Genomic DNA, 16,204 nt, shown 5'->3' with positions numbered 1-16,204 from the left:
AAGCCCTCTAAATAATCAAATATTTACTGTAGTTACTTTTTATTTTATCTTTTATGTGTTCACTTCCAGTAACTATGTTAAAGCTCTCTAATTCTTCTTGCTGATCATAAATGCACTTATTATTTAAAGCATCTAAGTCAATCAAGGTTTTCTTCAGATTTTTGTTATTTTGGACATTATCAATATTATAGTCATCACCAGAATTAGTTACTTGATTAATATACATATGTGAAATTGCCCCTGAATTATATTTTACTCTTTGTGAGGGGCTATTTGTCTTGACGATGAAAAAACCATTTTCATCGTGATTGATATATTCATTATCTAAAATACTTAAAAGGTGTTTCTGCCATGTCTTATTACTATTTATATATATAATTCTTCTTTTATTTAATATGTTACTAAGATAAGTTTTATCAAACGTTTCAGGTTCATCAACCATCACAGATATTACGATTAACTCGAAAAATGCAGCCCAATACTTCGGTTCATTTACTTCAAAATTCTCATAGAATTCACATTCTAATATATGTTCAAGCTCTTCTTTTACTGTTATGGGGGTAATACCTATCGCTGTAACTTTTGTCTGCCCTATGCAGATAAGTAACTTGCGAATACTATTTAGTAGTGCAGGTTGATCCCAGCCGTCAGAAAATTTAAATGCTAGGTTTTCAAGTGTTTGAAACGATTGCAGCTCTACTGGTAGAACTATTGATAATTTTTCGCTTCTCGATTCATTAATGTGATGAATTATGTCATCAAATTTGTTAATGTTTACAGCAACAACACATCCATCATATTCATTCTTAGAACCTGAATACTTTGTCTCAATCGCTCGCAAAACCACACCGTCGCCATCAGTAAAAACTCCACCTCCAGACATCCCAACTATCCAACTGAATTCGATGTTCATTGATGTTTTTAATTTAATGTGTTCAGTGTACTTAACATCAAATTCATAAGAATGATTTCTATATCTATTTAGTATTACTGGAGCATCTCTACTACGTCCAGGGTAACCACAAAATCTAACCTTTTCAGAAGATGATATTATTTTTCTCGAAATTACCACATCAGAATTTATTTGTTTTGATGTTCGTAATATTGCTATATCTAGGGAATTACTGCTATTAACTAAAATTTCTAAAATTTCAATAGGTTCGTTATTGTAATCGCGTACTATTAGGTCTCTGATTGGAAGTAAATCACTATGAATATCTTCATTATCAATACATATAACATGCTTAGCTGTGTATATATATGAATAGTCAGAAGTCAAAGAGTTCACTATAACTCCAGATCCCCCATTGATTGTAACTATATTCTCAAAATATTGGTCTTGGTTCATAATGGGATTGTATCAATTTCTTTGGCAACAAAATCAAAGTGTTCATAATCATCTTTCTGGAATATTTTATCTATTAATTCAGGGTGATTGAATAAAAATGACGGTTTATTTCCACTACACTCAATAATTCTTGCAAACACCTCTTTATCTGGATGCCCGTGACCAGTTCCATCGGTTGTTACAATATAAGATTCACAATCAATATAATTCAATAGCTTCTTACTTGTATTGTTCTTACTACCATGGTGAGATAGCTTCATATAGTCCACCTTAATTTTTTTAGTAGTAGTGTAACCAAAAGATTTCAGACCACGAATAACTTCTATTGCGTGAGCGTCACCTAACAACATTAGTGTTTTGCCACCAAATTTAAAATTGAAAGCGATTGATGCACCATTACTAGGGGAGCCATCTGAAGCGCCTGTTTTTCCATTCATCAAAGATCTCAGGTCTGCTTTCTTTCTGGCACTTGAAGTCAAATTACTAGGATATTTCTCTGCCCACTTTGCATTTCTTTTCTTCAGCTTTTTAATAGATGGAGAGAGTATTTCAAACTCACAGCCGTATTTTTCTATTCGGTTTCCATTTTTTAACCTTGAATGGATAATTTGATCATGTTTTATTTTTTTTTGATTTAGGAGCTCTTCTAGAGTAATACCATCATTGATGCTTGTCGCCGTTGAATTAGAAGTAGATACCTTTTGCTTATCACGCTCTTCAGTAATAGCTAGTTTTTCAGACAACAGCTTTCCTGAGTTAAACCAAACCTCTGTAGTAAGATCTGATAGGTAGCCCTCCTCTTCAAAAGCAGATATTAATCCACAAATATGATCTTGATCTTCATGGGTTATGATTAAAAGGTCTATCTTTTCATCGGCAGATTTAACTTGGTCAAGATAAGTTTTTAAACTACCAGGGCGTACTCCTTGCTGAAAAGTTTCCCCTGGCCCTCCATCAATAAGAATATTACGCTTCTTTCCATCAAAGTCCCCTGAAATCACAAGGGAGTCACCATATGACGCTTTCAATACTGTTAATTGTATAGACATAATTTTCTCAAGCTATTCTCTGCGGGTTAGGTGAAACATACACCACTCTCTTACCGACTAAGCTATTAATAGTTATATAATTAGTGTCCAATAATAGTGCCATTAGAATAGGAAGCTTACAACTAGTTTTAATCGTATAAGCTCATTTGAAGAAAGCTAGTACAGTTCACATTTGACATAATATGATTATCATTCAAATGATTTAAAAATTTTCTAATGTTTTTATGTATTCGAGGTGAGAACTCTAGCCAGCTAATTCAGCTGTAGATTTGAACTATAGCTACATGGTTAGCCAATATTGCGGAAATACTTCAAATTAGTTGAGTGCAGCAATTAGCTGTGGTGCGACGGACATCTAGGTAGTAATTTTGTCAAAAAGCATTGCTACCTCTTTCCGATAAGGTCGTTGGTTAACTTAATTGCCTAAACCATAAATAAACTAGACACATATGGACGCTCTGCCGCTATCAAGCCCTAATGATCCTTCAAGGTTGTTTTTTACGATCTTAATCTATTCTTTTTTAAACATCGCTCCAAATCAGCTGATAAACCGCAGTATTCAGTAACCAATAAAATGGGGCTGCTCTGGCATATATCCGGGCTTAACTGATTTTCAGCGTCCCTAATGAGTTTCGAACCTACCCCTACATAAATCGTAAACACCCATTCTGTATCTAATGCCGAGCCTTCGCCGGGTTTGAACTAGGTCGGCTTTGCCTATTGTTCATCTTTTTATGGAAAATAAACTAAACAGCCACTCTAGTTGAACAAGCAAAACGACCATATAATGAGCCATCATTACTCCAGTCTCGATATTGCAAACATAAAAAAGCCCCGCTTGTTTTTACACAAGCGGGGCTCCACACTAATACTTTTCAAAAATAAAAGCGCCGATACTGCGGGCGCTTTGCATCATTGAATTTAATTACTTTAACTTACTGATTAACTACGCTTTTAAGCGGGTTAATTGGCTGTGCGTTATCGTCTAGTATGTTCATATCAAAATCGAACTCATCTACACGAATCGCTTTTTCACGTTTGATGTTGTAATCAATTAACTGAACGTGTTCAGCTTGCGTGATTACGTTTGCCGCTAGTGCGTTATCAAGCGTGATGCTAAAACGTGCACCTGGCTTAATTACTTTAGCACGTAATGCTTTTTTAACTTTAGCCAGCTCGCCAAGTGATGCCATTTTAGCTTTGTAAGCTTGCTCATTAATATGATGGCCATCGCCCACTACTGGTTTAACTAAATGCGTGATTTGCGCTTTAAATGCGGTATCTAGCTGAGCTTGCTTAGCTAGTTCGCGGATTAAATCGTCGCTAATTTTTGGCATTTTAGTTGAGTAGTTCATTGTAATGAAACGAATAAACTTACGTGTACCACTTGCAGGGAAGTTATCTAAAAACTTATGCAATGCTTCTTCAGCACTTTGTAGTGCAAAACGAGTCGCGTAATGGAAATACGGCGCTGCTTGCTCACGGTCACTACTTGATACTTTTTGCTCGTAGTATTTAATTGATGCCATAGCTGCATATAAGAAGCTCATTACATCACCTAAACGTGCCGATAGCATTTCTGCTTGTTTTAACTTACCGCCAAGTACAAGTAACGAAAAGTCTGCGTACACTGCAAGTTTTGCAGATAATTTATGTACTGCTTTTTCGTAGTCGCGTACTTCTGGTAATTCAGAGTTTGCACTTGCTGTAAATGGTAAAACACCTAAGCGAAAAGCACGTAAGCTGTTTGCTGTGCTGTAGCCGATTGTTTTACGCAAAATGCCGTTAAATTCTTTATCTGCGCCTTTGTCTTCACTGTGAATTGACTCAACCATAGATTGTAAATATGGATGACAACGCATAACACCTTGACCAAAGATCATTAGGTTACGTGTAAGAATATTCGCGCCTTCTACCGTAATGGCAATCGGCTGAGCAACATAACCACTTGCTAATGTATTTTGTGGACCATTTTGAATCGCTTTACCTGCTTGAATATCCATTGCTGAATCAAGTACGTCGCGACCAAGCTCTGTCATATGGTATTTAGCGATTGCGGTTACTACTGATGGTTTTAAGCCCATGCCTAAGCCTTCAGTTGTAAGTACGCGCATTGCTTCTTGTAGGTATGTTTTACCTGCAATGTCGGCTAGTTTTTCTTGAATACCTTCAAACTGACCAATGGCTAAACCAAACTGTTCACGCACTGCTGCGTATTCAGATGCTGATTTAAATGCAACTTGTGCTGTACTAACACCTAGCGCAGGTAATGAAATACCACGGCCAGCACCTAAACAGCTAACCAGCATTTGCCAACCACGGCCGATGTTTTTCTGTCCACCAATAACAAAATCCATTGGTACAAATACTTTGTTACCACGTGTAGTACCGTTGTAAAAACGAATACCCATTGGGTCGTGGCGATTACCAAGCTCAACACCTGGGTGCTCTTTGGGAATAAGTGCACAGGTAATGCCTAGGTTTTCTTTACCACCTAGCAGACCATCAGGGTCAACTACTTTAAATGCTAAACCAAGTACGGTAGCAATAGGTGCAAGTGTAATGTAGCGCTTGTCCCAAGTAATTTCTAAACCAAGCACTTCTTCGCCGTTGTACATACCTTTAGTTACTTTACCAACATCAGGAATACCACCTGCATCAGAACCCGCTTCTGGGCTTGTTAATGCAAAACATGGAATGTCTGTACCATTTGCTAGGCGTGGTAAGTAATGTGCTTGTTGTTCTTGCGTACCAAAGTGAAGTAATAACTCACCTGGGCCTAACGAGTTAGGAACCATTACGGTTACCGCAACTGCTGAGCTTTTAGTCGCAATTGTGCCAACAATGGTAGAGTTTGCATAAGGGCTAAACTCTAAACCACCAAACGACTTAGGAATGATAAGCGAGAAAAAACGCTCTTTTTTCAAAAATTCTAAGATGTCATTTGGTAAATGAATGCCGTTTTGAATCACTGAATCGTCAATCATGCCCAGTAGTTCTTTTACTGGACCGTCTAAGAATGCTTGCTCGTCTGCGCTTAATGTAGCAGCAGGTACGTCGCGAAGTGCACTGAAATCAGGTTTACCTTGGTAGATAGAACCTTCAAGCCATACATCACCCGCGTCTAGCGCTTCTTGTTCTGTGATAGAAATACTTGGTAATACTTTTTTTAGTTTTGTACGTAAACTCATGATTGAACTCATCCGACCAGCTAAATAATACCTACATTACGTCATAAAAAATCGTTTAGATCAATTACTCTATTCAATTAATTAACAGTTTTTTCAATTTATTTTCTTTACCTGAACGTAAACTGTTGAAACACAAAGGCTTACAGTTGTACGCTGAAAAAAAGTATTTTAGCTAAAATGATGAATAAAACAGCAAAAGCTCTAGGGTCTGTTGATCTTTGCGGATTAAAATTTGTTCAAACTAGGGGCTATTTAATCGCGGCGCGAGGTTTGTAACCTAGTGGGCTAAGTAAAAACCGAGCAACAAAGAGTAAATAGCCCCTAGGAAGAACCCCTTGGGCAGCGCCTGTTTGGCATTAATGCTACGTTATCGCCCATTTATGGGGAATAACCACACTACATAGGCTCTGCCTTGCCTAAATACCAAACAGACTGCTGCAAATTCAACCTTGAAAGATCAACAGACCCTAGCGCTGTATCTATTTTTTGATGGGCATAAAAAAACGCAGCACAAATAGGCTACGTTTTTATTCAATTTGTAGAGGCTACATTATCAGTTAATCTAGCTAAAACTACTTAAATTTAAATCAAATTGTATAAGCGCTTCAGTTAGCAACTTTAACAATTTGCTTGCCGGTAAAACCACCAGCAAGTTGTTTATTAAGCGCTTGCGATACTGACTCTGCACTAAAATCTACGGGCGTTATTTCTGGGTGTTTAATGTCGCCACTAACAGCTCCTTCAAGTAACAGGTTGCCCATAAAGCTCAAGCGTTGTTGTGCACATAAACTATTAGCAAGCCATGCACCACCAATCGATACAACGCTAATATTCGGCGCTCGGTGATACATTAAGTCTTGATCAAAACAAGGGAGTGGATTTAAGCAGGCAATACGTCCGCAAAAACGCATTAACTCAATATTACGCTGAGTACACTCACCACCTATCGTATCAATAACCGCATCAAAGCCTTGCGGGCCAAGTTCTCTGCGGATTTTTTCGCATAGCTTTTTATCGCTATAGTCAAAAATCACATCAGCGCCTAGTTGCTTAACCAATTTATGGTTACGCTTTGATGCGGTGGTAAATACATCTGCACCACGCTGTTTTGCATATTGAATAGCAAACTGCCCTACCGCTCCGGCTCCGCCTTCAATAAAAATAGTATCGCCTTCACTAATGCCTATTTTATCTAAGCTGATAAGTGCTGCCATACCGGCGCATGGAAGTGTAGCTGCAATGGCCGGATTTAAACCGCTTGGCACAACCGACACTGCAAAGTTAGGCACTTTGGTGTATTCGCTCAAAGCACCTTGCTCACCAATGTTGGCATGCCACATAACCCGCTCGCCAACATTTGGAAACACACCTTTGTTAGCTTTAACCACAACACCTACAGCATCTAAGCCTAAAATGTGTGGATACTGCCACTTGCAAAAGCCTGTTTTAGCAAATTGACCATCAACTGGATTTAAACCAACGTACTCTACTTTTACAAGCAGCTCGTTATCTGCACAGTCTGGAACAGGCAGCTCAGCATCCGCTAAGTTAATTGCTTCATTTGGTTCTGGCAGTACAATAGCGCGCATTGTTTGCGGGATAATGTATTCATGTAAATTTTCAGTATTTGGCATCAATATAACTCTACTTATTAGTGTCGTTTAACGCATAACTCCATTGGCCATTAAATGACTGGTAAGCATTTACTTTGGCAAGCAGTGAAGAAATTGTTGTTTCAACAGCATTTTCTTGTGCTATTAAAACATCCTGACGCGCATCTAACAACTCAAGGTAAGGAATTTGGCCTTCTTCATACATGGCTTGTGCTTGTAAAAATGCTTTATTAGCAAAGTCATAGCGTTCATCGGCAAAGCGTTTTTGCTGTGCTTGATTGACCAACAATTGCAGTGAAAGTTCACTTTCACTTAATGCAGTTAATACCACTTGTTGATAATCGCTGTATGCGGCTTCACTTAAAAACTGCTGCGCGTCGCGCTGTGCTAATAATGCTGGGTAACTTAATAACGACCATTGTAACTGCGGCGCTACTTGCCACTGCTGATCGGTATTTTTTAAGCCTGTGCTGTCTATACTCACAACCCCTGCAAATGCAGATAAGCTAATATCGGGTAATAACGCTTTGCTAGCTGCAACACTTAAACTATTTGCTTGGCTAAAATCAAACAGCGCGCGGCTAATATCAGGGCGTAAGGCAATAGCGTTATTAGCATTTTTTAGTGCGACGCTAAAGTCACGTTCAAGCACGCTTTGCTCGTTTTCAATAGCAATATTTTGCGCTAGCTTACCGCTTAGTACTGCAAGCGCAGATAAATCGCTGTATTTTGCATATTCAATGGCAGGCATTAGTGCTTGTTGCTGCCTAAGCTGAGCCATCGTACGGTTTAAATCAAGCTCGTTTGCGACGCCTTCGTCAACACGGGCTTGAAGAACGTCAATACTTTGCTCAAGCGCTTCAATTTGAAGTGCTACAATGTGTTGTTTTTCAACATTACCTTGATAACTTACAAAGCCTTTAACAACTGACGAAACAACTTCAATTTGCAGTAAACGTACTTGCTCTGCTTGGCTCATGGCCGATGCATTTGCAGCATCAACCAACGCTGTTATGCGACCAAATAAATCTAGCTGCCAATCAAGTGCAACGTTTGCACTTGATTGACGGTCATAAACGCTTGGTGCATCGCTTCGAGCTGCGCCAACATTTACGCCACCTTGCGGAAGGTACTGGGCTTTTTGCTCTCCTAATCGCGCTAATGCACTTTTAAGTGTTAGCTGGCTTGTTTGCAAATTATAGTTATTTGCAAGCGCACCAGTAACAAGCTCATTTAGTTGATCAGAATTAAGCTTGTTCCACCAGTTTGTTTCATCAGCAACGCTAACGTTACTAGCAATATTAGCTTTGGCAACAAATTCGTTAACGGCTTTTTGCTCACTCATGGTGTCTATTTTACTCGCACACCCGGCTAAAAACGCAGCGACTAATACTGCACTGACAGTTAGACTTGTTTTAAGTCTTTTTTGCATTAATTTAGTCATGAGTATTCTCCTGCGCTTTCTCTTTTTTGTTAGTCACTAACATATAAAATACCGGCGTAAACAATAGGCCAAACACGGTTACACCTATCATGCCTGAGAATACGGCGTTACCCATTGCGTGTCGCATTTCGGCGCCCGCACCGGTGGCAAGTACTAACGGTACAACACCTGCTGTAAATGCAATTGACGTCATTAATATTGGGCGCAAGCGCATACGACATGCCTCAAGTATTGCCTCTAAGTGCGATAAGCCTGAGTCGTGTCTATCTTTTGCAAACTCAACCATCAATATCGCATTTTTAGAAGCCAACGCGACCAGAACTATGAGCGCTATTTGGGTGAATATGTTGTTGTCAGAGCCAACAAACCACACACCTAACAAGGCTGAGAAGATAGTCATTGGTACAATTAATATAATTGCCAGTGGTAAACGTAAGCTCTCGTACTGCGCTGCAAGTACCATAAATACAAGTAATACAACTAACGGGAATACATAAACCATGGTGTTACCGGCAAGTACTTGTTGGTACGTTACTTCAGTCCACTCATACTCAATACCTGTTGGTAGTGTGTCTGCGAGTACTTTTTCAATAGCAACTTGTGCTTGATCAGAACTATAACCTGGCGCTGGGCTACCATTTAGTTCTGCACTTGGGTAACCGTTATAATGCATAACACGGTCAGGACCAATTGTTGGTGTTACTGTTAATACAGAGCCTAATGGCACCATATTACCTGAGCGATTACGTACTTTTAAATTAAGTATTTGATCAGGGTCTAAGCGGTAGTCAGCATCAGCCTGTGCATTTACTTGGTACGTACGGCCAAACATATTAAAGTCATTTACGTACACAGAGCCTAAGTAAATTTGCAGTGCATTAAATACTTCATCAAGTGGAATACCTTGAATAAGCGCTTGTTCGCGGTCAATATCAATATCCATTTGTGGGACTTGGATACGGAAACTTGAGTACAGACCCATTAATGCAGGGTCTTGTTGCGCTTTACCAATAACGGCTTGCAGGCTATTAAATAATGCTTCAAACCCTTTATTAGCTCTGTCTTCTATTTGCAGTTTAAAACCACCGGTAGTGCCTAAACCTTGAATTGGCGGCGGTGGAAATACCGCTACAAATGCCTCATCAATGGCAGCAAAACGTTTATTCAACTGCGCCGCTATCGCCATCGCTGATTGGCTCGGATCGCTACGTTTGTCAAAGCTCTCAAGTGGTGTAAATACAATGCCGCTGTTAGGGCTATTCGTAAAACCGTTCACTGATAAGCCAGGAAAAGCAACAGTATGTGCAACGCCTGGGACTTCTAATGCAATTTGCTGCATTTGAGCAAGTACATCTTCAGTACGATCAAGGCTTGATGCGTCAGGTAACTGCGCAATAGCCACTAAATACTGTTTGTCTTGCTGTGGAATAAAGCCACCTGGTACGGTATCAAATAACTTAATTGTGCCGCCAACAAGTGCAATATAAGCCACCATTACAACAACGGTCATACGGATTAGTTTTTGTACCAGTTTTTCGTAACCTTTAGCACCACGATTAAATACGCGGTTAAATGGTTTAAACAACCAACGACCAAACAATTTATTAAGTAAACGCGTGAACGCATCTGGTTTTGCATCGTGCGATTTTAATAACAATGCAGCAAGCGCAGGCGATAACGTTAATGAGTTAAACGCTGAGATAATCGTCGAAATTGTAATTGTAAGTGCAAATTGCTTATAAAATTGACCTGATAAACCGGTAATAAACGCAGTAGGAATAAATACAGCACTTAGTACTAGCGCAATGGCAATAATAGGGCCTGTTACTTCGCTCATTGCAACGCGGGTTGCTTCAAGTGGCGATAAGCCTTTTTCAATATTACGCTCTACGTTTTCAACAACTACAATCGCATCATCTACAACTATACCTATGGCCAATACTAAGCCAAACAACGACAAGGTATTAATTGATACACCTAACCACTGCATTACGGCAAATGTACCAATAAGTGAAATAGGCACAGCAATTAGCGGAATAATAGATGCACGCCACGTTTGTAAAAATACAATAACAACAATAACTACCAGTACAATTGCTTCAAGCAAAGTGGCAATTACCGCGTCAATTGAGCCGCGAACAAATACCGTAGGGTCGTACACAATGTCGTATTCAACACCAGTAGGGAAATCTTTAGATAAGCGCGCCATTGTTTCGCGTACTTGATCAGAAAGCTCAATAGCGTTTGAACCTGGACGTTGGAATATTGGCATTGCAAGTGCTGGTTGATTATCAAGCTCTGCACGCAGTGCGTAAGTGTCTTGACCTAGATCAACACGGGCTATATCAGATAAACGCGTTAACTGGCCTTCGTCGCCTACTTTAATAATAACTTGTTCAAATTCTTCAATACTGTTTAAACGACCTTTAACGTTTAACAATATTTGAAATTGACTGTCGTTTGAAATTGGTTGCGCACCTAAGCTACCTGCAGCAACTTGCTGGTTTTGCGAGCGAAGTGCTGTTACTACATCTGTTGCTGTTAATTCGCGTGCAGCAAGTGCATCTGGGTTTAGCCATACTCGCATTGAGTATTTGCCAGCACCAAACATGCGAATATCACCTACGCCTGGTAAGCGCGCAATTTCATCTTTAATGTTTAAATCAGCATAGTTAGATAAGTAAGCTGTGTCGTGCGTTTTTTCAGGTGAATATAAATGCACTACCATGGTTAAATCGGGTGATGACTTTTCAGCCACAACACCTAAGCGTTGTACCTCTTCTGGCAAACGCGGAAGTGCACTGTTTACACGGTTTTGTACTTGTACTTGAGCACGGTCTAAATCGGTACCTAACGCAAATGTTACCGTTAGTGTCATACGGCCATCACTGGTACCTTGCGAAAACATATACAACATGTTTTCAGTGCCGTTAATTTCTTGCTCCAGCGGTGTTGCCACTGTTTGCGCAATAACGGTAGGGTTAGCACCTGGGTAGTTGGCGGTAACAACAACTGTTGGAGGAACTACTTCTGGGTATTCACTTACTGGTAATTGGAATAGTGATATGCCACCAGCAATTAAAATAACCAACGACAGCATAGCCGCAAATATTGGGCGCTGTATAAAGAAATGCGAAAATTTCATCAATAAACCTTATTGCTTAGCCACAAGTTGTGCGTTGTCATTTGACAATGTAAATGCCACACCGCTTGTATCAATTGTTACTGTTTGAGGAGAGATTGGCATACCAGGACCTACGCGAGCAGGACCATTTACAGCAATTACATCACCTTCGTTAAGGCCTGAAGTAACCGCACGTAATGCACCGTAACGCTCACCAATAGTAATTAGTTTGTATTCAAGTACGTTGTTTTCGCCAACGGTTAATACAAAGCGATTTTTTAAGTCAGTACCAATTGCACGTTCTGGGATAATAATAGCGTCGCTAATAGAATTGGCTGCAAGCTTGATACGTGCAAACGAGCCTGCGCGTAATTGGTTGTTGTCTTCATTAAATACCGCACGTACACGTAATGTGCCCGTTGATGAATTAATTTGGTTATCAATAAAGTTAATGTAGCCTTTGTATGCAAAATCACTTTGACCGACTTTTTGCATTACAACAGTTTGGTGGCTCGCAGCAGTAACGTCATTAAAAGAGCTATTCCATGTGCGCTCATCAACATCAAAATAAGCGTACATAGCTTGGTTTGAAACAATCGATGTTAATACGCTTTGACCCGCAAGTACGTTATTACCTTTAGTAATATTTGCGCGAGAAATAATGCCATCAATTGGTGATACTACTGACGTAAACTCTAAATCAAGTTCTGCTGAGGTAAGTTGTGCTTGCAGTGCAGAAAGCTGTGCTTCGCGTTGGCGCAGTGTTGAAGTGCGCGCTTGTGCTTGCTCTGTAGAGATTGCCTTACGGTCTAATAAGCGTACCGCACGTTTGTCTTCACTTTTAGCTTGTTCAAGTGCGGCTTCTGCACTTTTAATTTGCGCTTTTAAGCTTGCAACAACCGCTGCAAATGGGCGAGCATCTAATTGAAATAAAACATCGCCTTGCTTAACCACGTCGCCTTCTTTAAATTCAATGCTATCGATGATTCCTGATACACGCGGCATTAAAGCAACTTCTTGTGGAGACTCTAAACGAGTTGTATATGTGTGCCAGCTCTGTACCGGCTTAACAAGCACCTGTGCTACATCAATTGGTTGAAGTTGCTGTGCAGGTGCTGATTGAGCTGTGCTCTCATCAGCACAACCCGCAAGTGTTAAAGATGCCGCAGTAAGTGCAGCAGCAATTAGATGTTTGTTCATGAAGACGCTCCATTGTTGATTAGCCTCGCATAATACGGATTAAACCCGTGTGTAAAAACCATAGATTTTTAAATTCATTAATGCCAAAATGGCATCAATAGATTAGTTAAGGTGTAATAATGGATACAACAAGTCGACTTTTAATGTTACTTGAAGTAGTTGAGCAAGGCTCTTTTGCTAAAGCTGCAGAAATACGCAACATAGATCGCTCTGTTATATCTAAACAAATTAGCCGTTTAGAGGATGAGTTAGGCGTTAGGTTACTTAACCGTACTACCCGTTCATTTTCGCTCACTGCGGCAGGCGCCGAAATGATCAAAAAAGCCGCAGAGCTTAGAGAGCTGCTCGGCGAAACCGTGCGCATGGCTGAAAACTACCATTTAGAGCCGCGCGGCGTTTTAAAAATCACTTCATCAACACTTATTGGTCGTCGTTATTTACAACCTGTACTTAATGATTTTCAAAAACGCTTTCCGCAAGTAGAAGTTGAACTGCGTTTAGACGATAGATTAGTAGACATAGTCTCTGAAGGATTTGATTTGGCTTTTCGTGTAGGAGAGCCTAAAGACTCGTCACTTATTGCACGTAAAATAGCGCGTAATCGATTATTAATTTTAGCTGCGCCACAGTTTATTGAAACTTATGGTATGCCAAAAACAATGGAAGAGTTAGCGAAATTACCAGCAGCAAGCTATGCCAGTAACTCTATTCGAGTAGAAGCAATTGATTATTACGATAGTAAAGGTGAGCGCTGCGAGCAAAAAATAAAAAGTGTGTTTCGTGCTAATGATGCCGAGTCATTGTTAATGAAAACATTGTCGGGCACAACTTACTTTGTCGCCCCTGCATTTATTATTGGCGATGAAATAATACAAGGTAAGTTAGTGCCTTTATTGACCGATGTAAAACTGATGGAATTTAGCGCGATGTATGCCGTATATCCGCATCGAGATTTACCAGTAAGAACCCGATTATTTTTTGATGCTGTACGCGAGCATTTAGGAAAAGATAAACCGATTTGGGAAAACGGGATCCCTAACTTTGAACAAATGTACTAAGAAGCACGATTTACGCAACGACTGCCTGATAATCATTTTCTTTTTTAAACTTACAATACACTTTATTGCGACCAAATTGCTTTGCTTTGTATAACTGTTTATCAGCTTGGTTTACAAAGCTTTCCAATGAATTGGTACTTTTAAATTTTGCGACACCAATACTGGTTGTAACATTGATTGCAAGGCCGTCAATGTCAAATGTGGTACTTTCAAAACGTGCCCTTATTTGTTCGGCGGTTTTCAGCGCGGCCTCATCATTTTCAAAAGAGCTAAATAAAGCAAACTCCTCACCGCCGACTCTAAATACATACCCTCTAGCGAGTATAACTCTTAGTAAAGTTGCTACTTCAATAAGCACTTGGTCACCCACACCATGGCCATACTCATCATTTACTTGTTTAAAAAAATCTAAATCAAGTAAAAATAAATATAACTGTGATTTATCTTGTAGTTCTACTTCAAAGTAGTGGTTCATTGAAAGGCGATTGCCTGCACCCGTTAGTGGGTCAAGTAACGCTAAATTTTTAAGTCGCCTTGAAAAGTGTGAACGACTCCCTTCAAAAACGTGAGAAATCGCCCAAATACTTAAATAAGCACAGAGTAGATTAAGGGATAAGTTAAAAGTCTCAAAAGGGGCAAGAGTAGACTGACTACCTAAAATAAACACTTGGATCACTAATAAATTTGCAGAGAAAATTACACCATATTGTTTACCCAATAGTAGGTAGTACAAAATAGGTAATGCAAACGACCATACATACACACCGTTACGAGGCGACGCCAAAGATGTACCCAAAATAACGATGAATGTGATAAGTGCGCACATTACAACGGATTGCCAAAACTGTAATGGGCGGCGTATAAGTGTAATGTAAGTAAATATACAATAAATGGAAAAACAGATTTCGATATAGCCAAGCAATGGAAAGTTATTTACAGTTAAATTAAATCCCGCAAATCCAACCGATAAAACACCAAAACAAAGGCACATTCCTCTTAGAACGTCCTTTCTTAATGATTTAGTGCTATTAAGGGCTGCGATATCCATTCTAATCACTTAATAAAAATAAAAAGTAAGTTTAACGTGAAAATACAATTTAACAAGCTTTGTTGCTCTAAAACCATGTAAACACACCCTTTTATTGGTGATTTAGGGACACGTTTGGTGTTTTTGTTTACAAATTAGCTCTAAAAATTAACCACCTAACATAGATAAATTAGTGGTGATGCCCGTATTACCTTGATGCAAAAGATGAGTTGGCTTTTTAGTTTTAATATAACGAGATAACAATGCCATTAATTCACTATTCGAACTGTCGTTCATATATTCTCTTAGCGAAATACCCTCTTCAGAAAACAAACACAAGTGCAGATTTCCTTTTGCTGTAACCCTTAGTCGATTACAGGTACTACAAAAATCATTGCTGTAAGGCATTATTAAACCAATTCTGCCTTGATAATCAGGATGCGCAAACTCTTGAGCAGGACCTGCTGATGCACTTCGAGCAACTTGCTGCCAGCCCGTTTGTAGTAGCTGAGTTTTTAAAACTTGCCCAGAAACATGGTTCGCATCAAAAAAGGCTTTGTTGTCGTTTGTTTGCATCAATTCTATAAAGCGGATAGTAACGGGGCGGTGTTTAACCCAATTTAAAAATGTATCAAACTCTTTTGCGTTGTATTGCTTCATCAGCACGCTGTTTATTTTTACCGAATCAATACCCGTTTCAAGCGCAGTATCAATACCTTTCATTACTGAGGTAAATTTGTCATGCCCAGTAATGGTGTTAAACATGCGCGAATCTAAGCTATCAATGCTTACATTAATGGCGTTTAAGCCTGCATCTACCCAGTCATGAATATTCTTATGAAGAGAAAAACCATTGGTAGTCATTGCAATTTTTTTTATGCCCGCAACATCTTTTGCCGCGCGAACAACATCTATAAAGTCTTTTCTAAGGGTTGGCTCTCCGCCAGTGATCCTTACTTTTTCAATACCATGGTGTGCAAACGCTTTAAGCGTATTGCTAATTTCATCAATTGTGAGAAAGCCACGGTCATGACCGCCCTGATAACCATCTGGTAAACAATAAACACACTTAAAATTACATACATCAGTAATAGACAAACGTAAGTAACTAAACTCTCGCCCTGTTGGGTCGATTAGCATAAATAAACCT

Annotated in this window: 10 protein-coding genes; 1 reads left to right on the top strand and 9 read right to left on the bottom strand. The window is 39.4% G+C overall.

Translation table 11 applies throughout. The features are described 5' to 3' along the window. Positions 1 to 7 precede the first annotated feature (7 nt). The 7 genes from FFU37_RS19875 to FFU37_RS19845 form a co-directional block, all read right to left on the bottom strand. Positions 8 to 1,348, bottom strand: a complete 1,341-nt coding sequence (locus tag FFU37_RS19875) for an ABC-three component system protein (protein ID WP_138490407.1) — start codon at positions 1,346 to 1,348, stop codon at positions 8 to 10. After that, positions 1,345 to 2,397: a ComEC/Rec2 family competence protein gene (locus FFU37_RS19870; RefSeq protein ID WP_024596794.1), complete on the bottom strand. Its 1,053-nt coding sequence runs from the start codon at positions 2,395 to 2,397 to the stop codon at positions 1,345 to 1,347. The genes FFU37_RS19875 and FFU37_RS19870 overlap by 4 nt, the downstream gene beginning before the upstream one ends. A 935-nt stretch (positions 2,398 to 3,332) precedes the next feature. Next, entirely contained in the window at positions 3,333 to 5,588 is a 2,256-nt protein-coding gene (locus tag FFU37_RS19865) for an acyl-CoA dehydrogenase (RefSeq protein ID WP_138490406.1), read from the bottom strand. Positions 5,589 to 6,193: 605 nt separating this feature from the next. Further along, positions 6,194 to 7,222 carry a zinc-binding dehydrogenase gene (locus FFU37_RS19860; RefSeq protein WP_138490405.1) on the bottom strand — a complete coding sequence of 343 codons (1,029 nt, stop codon included), beginning with the start codon at positions 7,220 to 7,222 and terminating at the stop codon, positions 6,194 to 6,196. Between the two features lie 10 nt (positions 7,223 to 7,232). After that, positions 7,233 to 8,645: a TolC family protein gene (locus FFU37_RS19855; RefSeq protein WP_138490404.1), complete on the bottom strand. Its 1,413-nt coding sequence runs from the start codon at positions 8,643 to 8,645 to the stop codon at positions 7,233 to 7,235. Further along, positions 8,638 to 11,790, bottom strand: a complete 3,153-nt coding sequence (locus FFU37_RS19850; protein WP_138490403.1) for an efflux RND transporter permease subunit — start codon at positions 11,788 to 11,790, stop codon at positions 8,638 to 8,640. Before FFU37_RS19850 ends, FFU37_RS19855 begins: the two co-directional genes overlap by 8 nt. Before the next feature lie 9 nt (positions 11,791 to 11,799). After that, the gene (locus FFU37_RS19845; RefSeq protein WP_002958689.1) at positions 11,800 to 12,969 is read right to left on the bottom strand and encodes an efflux RND transporter periplasmic adaptor subunit; all 1,170 of its coding nucleotides are present in this window, start codon (positions 12,967 to 12,969) and stop codon (positions 11,800 to 11,802) included. A gap of 119 nt (positions 12,970 to 13,088) precedes the next feature. On the opposite strand from FFU37_RS19845, the gene FFU37_RS19840 reads away from it, so the two are divergent. Beyond that, positions 13,089 to 14,027: a LysR family transcriptional regulator gene (locus FFU37_RS19840; RefSeq protein ID WP_002958690.1), complete on the top strand. Its 939-nt coding sequence runs from the start codon at positions 13,089 to 13,091 to the stop codon at positions 14,025 to 14,027. A gap of 10 nt (positions 14,028 to 14,037) precedes the next feature. Here the strand turns inward: FFU37_RS19840 and FFU37_RS19835 are convergent, their stop codons facing one another. Then, complete coding sequence (locus FFU37_RS19835) at positions 14,038 to 15,075, bottom strand: GGDEF domain-containing protein (protein WP_002958691.1); 1,038 nt, start codon at positions 15,073 to 15,075, stop codon at positions 14,038 to 14,040. Between the two features lie 147 nt (positions 15,076 to 15,222). Then, a complete protein-coding gene (gene moaA / locus FFU37_RS19830) occupies positions 15,223 to 16,194 on the bottom strand; it encodes a GTP 3',8-cyclase MoaA (RefSeq protein ID WP_007582018.1) in 972 nt (323 codons plus the stop codon). Positions 16,195 to 16,204: the final 10 nt, after the last annotated feature.

Origin of the sequence: Pseudoalteromonas distincta (genome assembly GCF_005877035.1) — a bacterium.
GTDB classification, from domain to species: Bacteria; Pseudomonadota; Gammaproteobacteria; order Enterobacterales; family Alteromonadaceae; genus Pseudoalteromonas; species Pseudoalteromonas distincta.
The sequence above is the reverse complement of the archived record's forward strand: the minus strand, read 5'-3'. Positions and strand labels throughout refer to the sequence as shown.